Here is a 13,182-nt window from a genome sequence, read left to right on the forward strand (position 1 = left end):
TCACAGGGCCCCCTTGCTTCCGGGCCCCCACAACCGCCCCCGGCCGCAGAGCGCTCAGACCCCCGTGGGCCACGCCTCCGCAAGCATCTTCCGCGTATCCGCAAGGAGTTGAGGCAGGATCCTGGTGTGCCCGACGACCGGCATGAAGTTCGTGTCGCCGCCCCAGCGAGGCACGACATGCTGGTGGAGGTGAGCGGCGATACCCGCGCCCGCGACCCCACCCTGGTTCATGCCGATATTGAAGCCATGCGCCCCCGAAGCGGAGCGCAACGCAGCCATCGCCTGCTTCGTCAGCTCGGCGAGCTCCGCGGTCTCCTCAGCGGTCAGCTCGGTGTAGTCCGCGACGTGACGGTAGGGCACGACCATCAGGTGGCCACCGTTGTACGGGTACAGGTTGAGCACCGCGTAGACCTGCTCCCCCCGCTTGATGACGAGCCCGTCCTCATCGGACTTGGCCGGGATCGAGCAGAACGGGCAGCCGTCGTCGGCACCCGGGCCGCTGGGCTTGTTCTCGCCCTGGATGTACGCCATCCGATGGGGCGTCCACAAGCGCTGGAACGCGTCCTGCGTCCCCACCCCGATCTGCTGCTCCGGCTCACTCGTCATGTGGTGCAGCATATGGCTTCACACACCATGCACGGCAAAGGCCCCCGGGGAAAACCCGGGGGCCAGAACCTCGCTACGGCAGGGCCGGAATCACACCTGGACCCGGCGCTCCACCACATCCACGAGCTTCGCCAGTGCCTCGTCCCGCGGAATGCCGTTCTCCTGTGAACCGTCGCGATACCGGAACGACACGGTCCCCGCGTTCATGTCGTCGTCGCCGACAATGATCATGAACGGAACCTTCAGCTTCTGCTGCGTACGGATCTTCTTCTGCATCCGGTCCGAGGAGGCGTCCACCTCGACCCGCAGCCCCTTCTTCTTCGCCTCGGCGGCGAACTCCTGGAGGTACGGCACATGCGCGTCCCCCACCGGAATCCCCACCGCCTGCACCGGAGCCAGCCACGCCGGGAACGCCCCCGCGTAGTGCTCAAGCAGCACCGCGAAGAACCGCTCAATCGAGCCGAACAGGGCGCGGTGGATCATGACCGGACGCTGCTTGGAACCGTCGGGCGAGGTGTACTCCAGCTCGAAGCGCTCTGGCAGGTTGAAGTCGAGCTGGATCGTCGACATCTGCCATGTGCGGCCGATGGCGTCCTTGGCCTGGACAGAGATCTTCGGCCCGTAGAAGGCGGCGCCGCCAGGGTCCGGGACCAGCGGCAGTCCCTGCTTCTCGGCGACCTGCCGCAGCGTCTCGGTCGCCTCCTCCCAGGCCTCGTCCGAGCCGACGAACTTCTCCGGATCCTTGGTCGACAGCTCCAGGTAGAAGTCGGTCAGACCGTAGTCCCGCAGCAGCTCGAGGACGAAGGTGAGCAGCTTGTCGAGCTCCTCGGACATCTGCTCGCGCGTGCAGTAGATGTGCGCGTCGTCCTGGGTGAAGCCACGGGCCCGGGTCAAGCCGTGCACAACACCCGACTTCTCGTAGCGGTAGACCGTACCGAACTCAAAAAGCCTCAAGGGCAGTTCACGATACGACCGCCCACGCGCGTCGAAGATCAGGTTGTGCATCGGGCAGTTCATGGGCTTGAGGTAGTAGTCCACGCCCTCGTCGAGCTGCATGGGCGGGTACATGCCGTCGGCGTACCAGTCCAAGTGGCCCGAGGTCTCGAAGAGCTTCCCCTTCGTCGCGTGCGGAGTGTAGACAAACTCGTAACCTGCCTCCTCGTGGCGGCGCCGCGAGTAGTCCTCCATCACCCGGCGGATGATGCCGCCCTTGGGGTGGAAGACGGCGAGGCCGGAGCCGATCTGCTCGGGGATCGAGAAAAGGTCCAGCTCGGAGCCCAGCTTCCGGTGGTCGCGCTTCTCGGCCTCGGCAAGGAACTCGAGGTGCGCCTTCAGCTCGTCCCTGGACGGCCAGGCAGTGCCGTAGATGCGCTGAAGCTGCTTGTTCTTCTCGCTGCCGCGCCAATACGCCGAAGCGTTGCGCATCAGCTTGAACGCCGGGATGTTCCGGGTGGTCGGCAGGTGCGGACCCCGGCAGAGGTCCTTCCAGCACAGGTCGCCGGACTTGGCGTCGATGTTGTCGTAGATGGTCAGCTCGCCGGCACCCACCTCGACGTCCGCGCCGTCGTCCGAGGAGGCTGAGCCCTTCAGCCCGATGAGCTCCAGCTTGTACGGCTCCGAGGCCAGTTCCTCACGCGCGGCCTCGTCGGTCACCACACGCCGCGAGAAGCGCTGACCGCGCTTCTGGATCTCCTGCATCTTCTTCTCGACGGCCTTGAGGTCCTCGGGCGTGAACGGCTTCTCCACGTCGAAGTCGTAGTAGAAGCCGTCCTTGACCGGCGGGCCGATGCCCAGCTTGGCCTCGGGGAAGAGCTCCTGCACGGCCTGCGCCATGACGTGCGCGGTGGAGTGCCGCAGGATGTTCAGACCGTCCTCGGAGGAGATCTCGACGCTTTCGACGGTCTCGCCGTCCTTCACCTCGTACGCGAGGTCCTTCAGCTCGCCTGCCACACGCGCGGCGACGATGGTGCGCTCTCCGGCGAAGAGTTCGGCGGCCGTAGTGCCCGTCGTCACCACGCGCTCTTCCCGCTCGGAATCGCGTTGGATGATCACACGGACGTCTGACACCGGTCTCTCCTGACTGAAGGGTGAGTGCGGGCGCAACCGCGCGCGCAGACAGGAATCGTACCGAGGCCGGGGCACCCACCGCGAAACCGTCCCGTCTCAGTCCCCGCCACACGCCTCTTCAAAGAAAGCCGTGATCTCCGCGGTCTCCTGCAACGACTTCATCAGCCGGTCCCGCTCCGCGTCGTCCACCTGCACGGGCGCGACCCCGGACGCCCCGGTCAGCCGCCGGAAGCCGCCCCGGCTCTCCAGCCGCCCGTGCACCCGCACCGGCAGCCCCACCAGATGGGCGTGGCCCGCGATCCGGTACGCCTCCTCGTCGAGCGTCATCCGTACGTGCGGGACCTCCGCGCCCGCGATGACCCGCAGCCGTACCGACCCGTCACCGCTCGGTGCCGACCTGCGCATCCGTACCACCGTGCCCGTGATCCGCACCGCCACGGACGGCTCCTCGCGCAGATAGCGGGCGCCGGCCTCGCGCAGCACGGGCAGGTCGCCGGGGGAGAACTCGACGGGTTCGGCGGGAGTCGCGCAGCCCTCGGGGACTCCGGCGGCGGGCGCCCACTCGACGGCGATCCGGGCGCCCTCGGTGCCCTTCACGAGGGCCACGAGAGCCTCCGTGAGCTCATGGCTGACGCCCGCCTCGATGGCACCGTCGAAGGCGTCCATGCCGCCGGTGGCGCGCTGGTAGTCGATGGCCTCGCGAGCCGCGTACACCGCCTGGTGGAGCCGGACTGCGAGCGGCCGGCCGGTGGCGACGGGCACGAAGGCGGTGAGCTGACGGCCGCCCGGTGCGGCCCCGACGAGCACGTTCTCCAGGGACGCGGCGGCGGGCCTGCGGTGCCGGGCGCCGTAATAGCCCGCACGCGCGCGTGCCGCGAGGGCGCCCGCGAGGAGCATGTGGCGAGCGGCCTTGCGCAGCTGCTCTTCCACGGTCCACGCCGCGGCACCCACGGGCCCGGTGGGCACGTCGCGCCACCAGCGGATCTCGTCGCTGGGCACAGCGAGGCCGATCAGCACGTCGCGCGCGGAGGGCGAGCCACTGCGCGCGAGGGCGACGAGGGCCTCGCCGAGGAGGTCCTCGCTGTCGGGGAAGGCCCGGCTCTCCGGCACGAGCAGGCTGGTGCCGGCGCCGCCGGGCCCGGGTGGGGTCCAGCGGCCGTACCGTCCGGCGACTCCGCCGCGGCGCTGCCAGCCGTGCCGGTGCAGCAGCGCGCTGAGGACGGCGGGGTCGACCTGGTCGGGCCTGGGCGGCTGGTCCCACTGGGCCGGTGCCTCCACCGGGTGGGGCCTCACCGGTCGTACGGGCTCGTCGGTCGGGCGGTGCGTCACGGTCTGCCTCCGGTTCCGACCCGCGTCATGATCTCGCAGAGTGCCCGGTCGTCGAAGATGCGCGAGGTCGGTATCCGCACGGTGGTCCTGCGCCGGCCGGTTATTCGATGGCCTGCGAGGTTGATCCAGTAGCAGCAGTGCCGCAGGTCGAGCCGGTCGTGGCTGGCGCGCAGCCAGTCGTCCTGGGACCTGGGCACGAGCATCACGACCAGGATCTTGTGCACCGAGACCGGACTGCGGGCGAGCTTCTCCAGGTGGGCGTTGTCGAGCGTGAAGGAGAAGGCCGGGCCCGGGGGGTTCGGCGGGATCTGGTACGTGCACTTGAGCTGCACCTTGATGGTGACCTCGTCGTCGACCGTGTGCCCGGGGGCGCTGTGGCTGACGTGCCAGTCGATGCCGTTGTCCGGAAAGGGCTGGGACAGGGAACAGCCCGCGGCTGCCGCGACCGCGTGCAGATAGCCGACCTGCAGTGTCTCCATGCAGGCGGTGGTGGCGAGTGTGCCGCGATGCGGTGGTGTCCGCTGAGGCAGCAGCCCGCCCTGTTCGGGCTGCGCGATGGCCATCTCCAACAGCCTTCCGAAACCGGTGAATCCCCGCGACGGGCCGCTGAACTGCAAAGACCCGTATCTCTGTTGTCTCCTCCCGGCGTACGGCGCAAACAGTGCGGGTATCACCGAATCGGGCAGAGGGCGGCGCGGACGGCGCGTCAACTGCCGAGGGTGAATGAGGAGTTGCGTGCGTATGACGTGCTGGTACGAGGGGCCACTTGCCGCGTTCGACACCGAGACGACGGGTGTGGACGTGGAGACCGACCGGATCGTGTCGGCCGCCGTCGTCGTCCAGGACGCTCCCGGAGGCCAGCCGCGGGTGAGCCGCTGGCTGGTCAATCCGGGCGTTCCGGTGCCCGAAGGGGCAACGGCGGTACACGGTCTGACGGAGGATCACCTACAGCGCAACGGCCGTTGGCCGTCGCCGGTGATGGACGAGATAGTGAGGGAGCTGGCCGAGCAGAGCGCGGCGGGACGCCCGCTTGTGGTGATGAACGCGCCGTTCGATCTGACGCTGCTCGACCGGGAGTTGCGCCGGCATCGGGCGTCGTCGCTGGACCACTGGTTCGAGACCGTGCCCCTGCGCGTGCTCGATCCACGGGTCCTCGACAAACACCTGGACCGCTACCGCAAGGGCCGCCGCACGCTGACCGACCTGTGCGCGCACTACGGCGTGGAGCTGACGGGCGCCCATGACGCGGCGGCCGACGCGCTGGCCGCGATGAATGTCGTACGGGCGGTGGGGCGGCGTTTCGCGGCCCGCCTGGAGCGGCTGTCGTCGGCCGAACTGCACACGCTGCAGGCGGTGTGGCACGCGGCGCAGGCCCGCGGCCTGGAGGCGTGGTTCGCGCGCAGCGGCACGGAGGAGGCGGTCGACCCGGCGTGGCCGCTGCGTCCGGAGCTCCCGGCGGCGGCGTAAGCCCAGGAGCAGCGCCCTGGCCCTGACATGCGAAAAACCGGTCCGTCTTGGACGGACCGGCTGTCTCCGGGTGGGCGATACTGGGTTCGAACCAGTGACCTCTTCGGTGTGAACGAAGCGCTCTCCCACTGAGCTAATCGCCCGGGAACGCACTGAACCATACAGGTCGAGCGGGGTTCTCATCAAACCTGTTGGTGGTTCCCGCCCAGGTACGCGGCCAGCCCGCGCCGTCCCGCGCGCATCATCAGCGCGTGGTTGGCGCGGAACGCCGGCCTCCCCGGCACGGCGAGGCGCCGCAGCAGGGGCTTGGTCACGTGGACCTCCTGGTCGTAGCGGGCGCGCGTGCCGGGATCGTCGGAGGTGAGCGTCCAGCGTGCCCAGCCGTCCACGTCGCCCGTCATCGCTATCTCCAGGACCCCGGCCGCCCGGTCGCGGCGCACCTCCCGCGCGGTGAACACCAGGTCGTACGGGAGCAGCGAGCGGATACGGATGGTCCCGCTGCGGTCGTCGATCCGCGTCACCTCGCGCACCTGCGGCCACCACCGGGGGTAGTTCTCGGCGTCGGCCAGCACGTCGTACACGTCGTCGGCCGGGGCACCGAGTACCCACAGACTGCGGAAGCGGTAGTACGTCCAGTCCATGGCCCGAGTCTGCCCACTCCCCCAGTGGTTGCCTCCCGCACTCGCCGGTCGTTGCGCGCAGCGAGTGCGGGAGGAGCTGGGAAGGTTGCGTCAGGCGACCGTCATGACGGGATCTTGTCGCCGACCAGCGCCAGGTTCTGGATCGCCGCAAGGCCGTACAGCGCCGTCGCGTTGGTGGACACCCACGCCGCCTCGCTGCCGGGCACCAGGGCGGTCGGGCCCTCGATCTTCTTCGTGGACCAGTCCGTGGACTCCTTGTAGTCCCAGGGATCGGCGCTGCTGTAGAACTGCCGCCACGCACGCGCGGCCAGCTTGTCGTCCTTCAACTGCACGGCGGCGTAAGCGTCTTGGCGTGAGTGGCCCTGGAAGAGCAGCAGGTTGCCGAAGTTGGAGCCGTAGCGGGCGGCCTGTTCCGCCTTGGTGGCGTTGAAGTAGCGGCAGTAGTCGAGCCATGCCTCCTTGAACTTCGGCATGTCGATCTGGTCGATGAGCTCGGCGTTCAGCTCGACCAGGCCGAACATCGCCGACAGGTGCGAGACGCTGACCTTGGCCTCCTTGTCCACGGCGAACTTGCCGGTGTCCAGGTCGTACAGCGCGTTGCCCTGGACGAAGCCGTTGGGCTGGGCCGCGATGGTCTCCATCGTGGACAGAACCCTGGCCTTGGCCTTTTCCCACTTGGGGCCGCGCCGTTCCCACTCGGTGAGCCAGGCCGACACCAGCCCCGACCAGTCCGTGCCGAAACCGATCGACAGCGCGTTCCGGTCGGGCGTGTACGGCTCGGTGCGGATCTTGCGGATGGGGTCGAGGACGAGGAATGTCTCGTCGGAGTCGACGTTGGCGTGCATGAGGTCGCCGACGCGTTCGTCCGCGGTGAGGAAGTAGTAGTAGCGGCGGTAGGTGGTGTTGGCGATGCGCTGCTGCTTGGCGCTGTCCGCGTAGTGCTGGACGCCGTGGCGGGTGCCGAGGCCCGCCCATTTGCCGAGGTGGTAGACGTCGACCTCGCCGGTGTGGCGGGTCATGGCCTCGGCGAAGCGGAAGATGTCGGCGCGGCCGGAGCGCATGTACGCGAACCAGAGCCAGAGGTCGGGCGAGAGCTCGGAGTTGTCCCAGGCGTAGCCGCCGACGTCGTAGCACCACTGGTGGCGGCTGGGGTCGTAGCTGTGCATGATGTCGCCGTAGTCCCAGAAGCCGTACCAACGGCGCATCTCCACCTGGTCCTTGTAATAGGTGAAGAGGAAGTCGAGGTGGTCCTCGATCTTCGCCTTGGCGGCCGTGGAGCGGTCCGGCTCGGCGAACAGCTTGCCGAAGACGCCTGCCTTGATGAGCTGTTTGGGCGGGGCGGCGAGCTGCGGCGGAGTGCGTACGGCCTCGACCTGCTGGGCCATCGCCTCGGCGCTCGGTGTGGACTCGTGGGCCCAGAAAAGGAGTTCGCTGGTGCGGGCGATGCCGTAGGGCGTGCCGAAGCCGGGCTCGTAGTCCTCGTAGGTGATGTTGAGGCCTTCGAGCTGTTCAGGGTACGTGTCCTGGCCCATGCCGTCGTGGTAGAAGCGCAGGTCCATGGGCTGCGCCTCGGGCGACCAGAGCCAGAGCGTGACCTCGGCCTCGTCGGTCTGAGCGTCGCGGATGTCGAGCTGGGCGGGGAACTTCTCCCAGAAATCCCTGAGGCCGAAGGCGAATCCACCGCTCGCGCCGCCGACGTACCCGAAGCCGCTCGCCCGGCGGCCGCCGCCTGCGGGGATCCAGCCGTGGCCCTTCTTGGTGCGCTTGCGGACGCCGAAGCCGTCGGCCGAGAGCTGCGAGAGGGTGTAGTCGCCCCACTCGGGGATGTATTGCAGCCGGGTGGTCACCCGCTGGTCCCAGGTGGACGGGTCGGGCAGCTTCTTGCCCTCGAACTGGGCCGTCCGCACGGCCGCCCCCGGGTCGCGCCGCAGCCCTGTGATGCCCTTGACCGCCTCGCGCAGCAGACCGGTGCCCTCGCCGCCGATGCGGATGTGCCGGTCGTACGCGGCGTCCCGCATAGGCACCTTGAAGCGCACACCGATGCCGCGGATGAAGTCGCCGCTCGCCTTGCCGGGCTCCTGCTTCCCGTCGAACGTGATCGTGTGCACCATGCGGAACGACTCGGCGCCCGCGTAGAAGTAGAGGCGGACCGAGAACGGCAGCCAACTCCGGCCGCCCTTACGGTGCTTGCCGTCGATGCGGACCACGGCACGTACCGGCCCGTCCTGCTCGACCTCCACCTCGCCGATGACGCTCTCGAACCGCTCATACTTCTCCGCGCCCTGGTCGCCGTCCTCGATCTCGGGCTGGCGCAGCAGTACGAGCCGGCCGTCCTTGGCGATCTCGGTGGAGCCGCGGGTGACAGATTTGACGAGCGTGGAGCCGCTTTTGCCGATCTTCGCGGTGATGACGCCGGTCGATATGTCGATGGTGCCGCCGCTCTTGTCGACGGTGACCTTCTTCTCGGGCGCCGCGGGCGCACCGGTGGCGAGCGTCAGCTTCCCGGCACCGACTCCGGCCCCGACCGCGTGCGCGGTCCACTTCAGCGAGCCGTCCGGCCAGTAGCCGATGGGCCAGGACTGGACCGGCACCTCCTTGCCGTCGGTGTCCTTCAGAGCGAATGTCTGGTCCTTCGCGTACGCGCCCTTCGGCCAGGGCACGCCCACGGTGGAGCCGGGGGCCGCGCCGAGGCCGCCCTCCTCGAGCCAGTCCAGGGTCACCGGGTCGGCGTCGCCCGGCTCGGCTCTGGGTGCGGCCTGCACGTCTTGTGTACCCAAGGCCCAGCTGAACTGGGCGGCGGCGCCGGCGACTGCTGCGGCCTTGAGGAGGGACCTGCGGGGGATGGGGGACATGGCCTTTCCTTTCCGTGCGGGGAAGTCAGGGGCATGACAGAGAGAGGTACGACGCCGGGGCGCCGACCTTGTTGGAGTTGCGGCCGCTCAGTGGCGTCGGCCGCGCGCCTCCACGGCGAGAGCCGCCGCCGCGACGGCCCCCAGGACGGGGACCGCCAGCGGTGCGACGAACCAGGCGGAGCAGGCCACCACGACCAGTCCGCCGACGAGCAGGAAGGACCCGGCAGGGTCGAGGACAGTACGGCGTCCGGCGGCCCCGAGCAGCACCCGCCACGACGCCCCGGGCTCCCAGACCGCCGCCGCACGCATTCCGGCGACGGCCAGTCCGATCAGGGCGAACATCCCGACGGCGCCGACGAGCGGCCCGCCGGGGATCCCGGCCCGTACGGCCTGCACATCCACCCAGACCGCGACGGCCGCGCCCCAGCCGGCGACGCCGACGACCCACCCGCGGCGCACGGCCGCCCGGAAGTCGGCGACGAACTCCCGCCAGCCGCCGCCCTGATGCTCCGTACGCCGCCGCAGATGCCGCGCCCCGGCGGCGAACGCGGCGGGGTAGGTGACCAGGGGCAGCGAGGCCAGCGCGATCCACACTCCGGTGAGCAGACACTCGGCGAAGAGGCCGAACCGCTCGGCGAAGACGGACTCCCGCGGCGTACCGCGCGTCTTGGCAGATGCCTGGCTCATCCTGCGCACCTCAGCCCTTCAGACCCGACGTCGCCATACCGTCGATCAAGTAGCGCTGGAAGGCCATGAAGAAGGCGAGCACCGGCAGCAGGGCGACCAGCGACATGGCGATCATGCCGCCGTAGTTCGCCAGGCCTTCCTGGTCGACGAACATCTTCAGGCCGAGCGAGACCGTGTACTTGTCGGGCTCGTTGAGGTAGATCAGCGGGCCCATGAAGTCGTTCCAGGAGTTGATGAAAGTGAAGATCGCGCTGGTGATCAGCGCCGGGCGGCACAGCGGGAGCACGATCGACCAGTAGATGCGCAGGTGGCCGCAGCCGTCGAGGCGGGCCGCCTCGTCGAGTTCCTTGGGCAGGTTGCGCATGAACTGCACCATCAGGAAGACGAAGAACGCCTCGATGGCGAGGTACTTGCCGAGCAGGAGCGGCGTGTACGTGTTGATCATGTTCATGTTGCGGAACAGCACGTACTGCGGGATGAGCAGTACGTGGTACGGCAGCAGGAGCGTGCCGATCATCAGCGTGAACATCAGGTTGCGGCCCGCGAACTTGATCTTCGCGAAGGCGTACGCGGTCAGCGAGCACGAGATCACGATCCCGATCACCGAACCGACCGCGAGGAAAAGCGAGTTGAGGAAGAACGTGGAGATCGAGATGTCCGCGATGCCCTCGGTGAGGCCCGTGTAGTTGGAGATGATCGGGGAGCCGGGGAAGAGGTCCAGGCTGCCGACGATGTCTTCGCTCTTCTTGAAGGAGCCGCCGATGACCCAGACCACCGGGTAGAGGATGACGGCGAGGATCGCGAGGGACCCGATGTGCCAGGCGAGCGAACCGGGCAGCCTGCGCCGGAAGTTGCCCGCCTTCGTCGACTGCCCCTGAGTCGGCGTGATCTCTGTGACCTGCGCGCTCATGAGGCGCCCTCCTCGTAGTGCACCCAGCGCTTCTGGGACCAGAACAGCACCGCCGTCACCAGGGCGACCGCGACCAGCAGCATCCAGGCCATGGCGGAGGCCAGGCCCATCCGGCTGTTCTCGAAGCCCTGGACGTAGAGGTAGCAGGTATAGACCATTGAACCGTCCGCGGGACCACAGGCGTTGCCTCCGGCTCCGCCGCCGACGATGTACGCCGAGCTGAAGATCTGGAAGGAGTGGATGGTCTCCAGAAGGACGTTGAAGAAGAGGACCGGGGAAATCATCGGCAGCGTGATGTTCCAGAACCGCCGCAGCTTGCCCGCTCCGTCGACCTCGGCCGCCTCGTACAACTCACGCGGCACCTGCTTGAGGCCGGCGAGGAAGATGACCATGGGGGCACCGAACTGCCAGACGGTGAGCGCCACCAGGCTGTAGATGATCATGTCCGGGTCGCCGGTCCAGCCGCCGACGTTCACGCCGAAGATCTTCTGCGTACGGTCGACGATCGCGTCGTCCGAGAAGATCGCCTTCCAGACGATGGCGATGGAGACGCTCGCCCCGATCAGCGACGGCGCGTAGAACGCGGCCCGGTAGAAGGCCTGTCCGCGCCGCTTCTGGGCCAGGAGCAGGGCCACACCGAGGGCGGCGAGCAGCTTGAGCGGCGTACCGACGATGACGTACCAGATCGTCACCTGCACCGAGTGACGCCAGCGCGGGTCGCCGAACATCTCGGAGAAGTTGTCGAGGCCGATCCACTTCGGCGAGTCGAACAGGTTGTAGTCGGTGAACGCGAAATAGAGCGAGGCGACCATCGGGCCCGCTGTGAGCAGCAGGAATCCGGCGATCCAGGGGGACATGAAGAGATAGCCGGCCAGGTTCTCCCGGCGGCCCCGCCGCTTGAGTTCGGCGGGGCGCGGGGATTTCACCGGACCGTGCCGCGGCTCGGAGTCCTTGGACAGGTCCTCCATCGCAGGGGCGTGTGTCACGGTGGTTCCCATCAGCTGCTGAGAGCCGTCTTCGACTCGGTGAAGAACTGCTTGACGGCGTCGTCCACCGACCGCTTGCCCAGGCCGAGTTCCTCACCGAGGCGCAGGAACGCTGCCTCGCAGACGTCCGCGCCGTTCGGGTGCGGGGTGATGGGCTCCAGGACGCCCGCCGCGACGAGGGACTCCTCGTAGGCGGCTATCTCCTTGTTGACCGGGTCGGTCGGCTTGTAGGCGTCGTACTGTGCCTGCGTGGCGGGCACACCACGGTCGTAGCCCATGATCTTGGCAACCTCGGGGTCGTGCACCATGAAGTCGATGAACTGGGCGACTTCCTTGGGATGCTGGGTGCGCTTGGAAGCGCTGAGCATGAGGGAGCCGAGGTACTGGCCGGTCTTCTTGCCGTCCGTGGTCGGGATCGGGGCGAGGCCGTACTCGCTCTTGCCCTCGGAGGAGTAACGGACCGTGAAGTTGTCCCAGGTGAACTCGCCGCCCGAGAGTTCCGCGGCGACCGCGGACTTGGGCTTGATCTGGGCGACCTTCTTCTGGTCGGCGTAGATGCCCGACTCGACACCCTTCTCGGCCTTCGTCCACCAGTCCTTGAGGTCCGCCTCGGTGAAGCCCAGGCCGTCCTCGGTGAAGAACGCCTTGCCGTTCTGGCGCAGGTAGAGGTCGTAGAGGTACATGACGTTGTACGGGCCGGTGTCACCGGCACGCCCCGCCTTGTCGCGGATCTTCTTCATCGCCGCGTCGAAGTCGTCCCAGGTCCAGCCCTGCTCGGGCTTCACGCCGGCCTTGGTGTAGACGGGCTTGTCGATGACCAGGGCCATCGAGTTGGAGCCGACCGGCACTCCGAGGAGCTTGCCGTCGATCTCGCCGAACTTTTCCAGGCCGGCACGGAAGCCGTCCATGGAGAGGTTGCCCGCCTTGACCTGCTCGCTGAGATCGAGCAGCACATTCTTCGCGTCGTATTTGCGCAGGAATCCGATGGCGTTCTGGAAGACATCGGGCGGATTGCCGCCAGAGGCCTGCGTATTGAACTTCTTCCAGAAGTCCGTGTAAACCTGGAAGTCCGTTTTCACCTTGATCTTCGGGTACTTCTTTTCGAAGAGCTTGACGGTCTCGTTGATCCGCTTGGCCCGGTCTTCAGCACCCCACCATGCGTAACGGATCGTCACCGTCCCGTCCCCCGCGCCGCTACCGCCCCCACAGGCGGTCGCCGTCGCCCCCAGCCCCAGCGCGGCCACTGAGGCTCCCCCCGCCTTGAGGATCGTTCGCCTCTCAACTTTTCTGTTCTGCTGCATGGTTGAGCCTCCCCGCGACGTTGCGTCCGCCCCATGAATCGTTTCAAGTAAGCGCTTGCTGGCACAAGTTACGGAGGCCCTCCGGGCGCGTCAATGACTCAGACAGGAATTGATGTGGACGGGGTCGCTCGCGCGACGGCATGAACGGGGGTGGTGGGGCTGGACCGTTGGACGACTGTGCAGGTGGGGTGGGTGGAGTCGACCGGTCGAACGGTGGGTGGCTTCCAAAAGTTGGGGAGGGTGGGGAGGAAAGTCAGAGGCGGGGTGAGGAGTTGACGGATGATCGGGAAGCGAGGCGGGGATCGAGAATGGGCGCGGGGAGGTGGTCACGGTCCC

At 68.0% G+C, this 13,182-nt stretch carries 11 protein-coding genes and 1 tRNA gene; 1 reads left to right on the forward strand and 11 read right to left on the reverse strand.

Annotation, left to right across the window (positions count from 1 at the left end; all coding sequences use genetic code 11):
* Positions 1-54: 54 nt before the first annotated feature.
* The 4 genes from IEZ21_RS23615 to IEZ21_RS23630 form a co-directional block, all read right to left on the reverse strand.
* Complete coding sequence (locus tag IEZ21_RS23615) at positions 55-618, reverse strand: HIT family protein (protein ID WP_189323918.1); 564 nt, start codon at positions 616-618, stop codon at positions 55-57.
* Between the two features lie 78 nt (positions 619-696).
* Positions 697-2,673: a threonine--tRNA ligase gene (thrS, locus tag IEZ21_RS23620; protein WP_189323919.1), complete on the reverse strand. Its 1,977-nt coding sequence runs from the start codon at positions 2,671-2,673 to the stop codon at positions 697-699.
* A 96-nt stretch (positions 2,674-2,769) separates the two neighbouring features.
* On the reverse strand, positions 2,770-4,002 hold the full coding sequence (locus IEZ21_RS23625) for a hypothetical protein (protein ID WP_189323920.1): 1,233 nt from the start codon (positions 4,000-4,002) through the stop codon (positions 2,770-2,772).
* Positions 3,999-4,565: a DUF4365 domain-containing protein gene (locus IEZ21_RS23630; protein WP_189323921.1), complete on the reverse strand. Its 567-nt coding sequence runs from the start codon at positions 4,563-4,565 to the stop codon at positions 3,999-4,001. Before IEZ21_RS23630 ends, IEZ21_RS23625 begins: the two co-directional genes overlap by 4 nt.
* 178 nt (positions 4,566-4,743) lie before the next feature.
* On the opposite strand from IEZ21_RS23630, the gene IEZ21_RS23635 reads away from it, so the two are divergent.
* Positions 4,744-5,469: a 3'-5' exonuclease gene (locus tag IEZ21_RS23635; protein ID WP_189323922.1), complete on the forward strand. Its 726-nt coding sequence runs from the start codon at positions 4,744-4,746 to the stop codon at positions 5,467-5,469.
* A gap of 71 nt (positions 5,470-5,540) precedes the next feature.
* Here IEZ21_RS23635 and IEZ21_RS23640 read toward each other — a convergent pair.
* From IEZ21_RS23640 to IEZ21_RS23670, 7 genes are all read right to left on the reverse strand, one after another.
* Positions 5,541-5,612, reverse strand: a tRNA-Val gene (locus IEZ21_RS23640).
* A gap of 39 nt (positions 5,613-5,651) precedes the next feature.
* Positions 5,652-6,110 carry an SRPBCC family protein gene (locus IEZ21_RS23645; protein WP_189323923.1) on the reverse strand — a complete coding sequence of 153 codons (459 nt, stop codon included), beginning with the start codon at positions 6,108-6,110 and terminating at the stop codon, positions 5,652-5,654.
* A gap of 101 nt (positions 6,111-6,211) precedes the next feature.
* Positions 6,212-8,962: an exo-rhamnogalacturonan lyase family protein gene (locus tag IEZ21_RS23650; RefSeq protein ID WP_189323924.1), complete on the reverse strand. Its 2,751-nt coding sequence runs from the start codon at positions 8,960-8,962 to the stop codon at positions 6,212-6,214.
* An 87-nt stretch (positions 8,963-9,049) separates the two neighbouring features.
* Entirely contained in the window at positions 9,050-9,649 is a 600-nt protein-coding gene (locus IEZ21_RS23655) for a hypothetical protein (RefSeq protein ID WP_189323925.1), read from the reverse strand.
* A gap of 10 nt (positions 9,650-9,659) precedes the next feature.
* Entirely contained in the window at positions 9,660-10,559 is a 900-nt protein-coding gene (locus IEZ21_RS23660; RefSeq protein WP_189323926.1) for a carbohydrate ABC transporter permease, read from the reverse strand.
* Complete coding sequence (locus IEZ21_RS23665; RefSeq protein WP_189323927.1) at positions 10,556-11,557, reverse strand: carbohydrate ABC transporter permease; 1,002 nt, start codon at positions 11,555-11,557, stop codon at positions 10,556-10,558. The genes IEZ21_RS23660 and IEZ21_RS23665 overlap by 4 nt, the downstream gene beginning before the upstream one ends.
* Entirely contained in the window at positions 11,557-12,846 is a 1,290-nt protein-coding gene (locus IEZ21_RS23670; RefSeq protein ID WP_189323928.1) for an ABC transporter substrate-binding protein, read from the reverse strand. The genes IEZ21_RS23665 and IEZ21_RS23670 overlap by 1 nt, the downstream gene beginning before the upstream one ends.
* Positions 12,847-13,182 lie beyond the last annotated feature (336 nt).

This window comes from Streptomyces flaveus (assembly GCF_014647675.1).
Classification (GTDB): Bacteria; Actinomycetota; Actinomycetes; order Streptomycetales; family Streptomycetaceae; genus Streptomyces; species Streptomyces flaveus.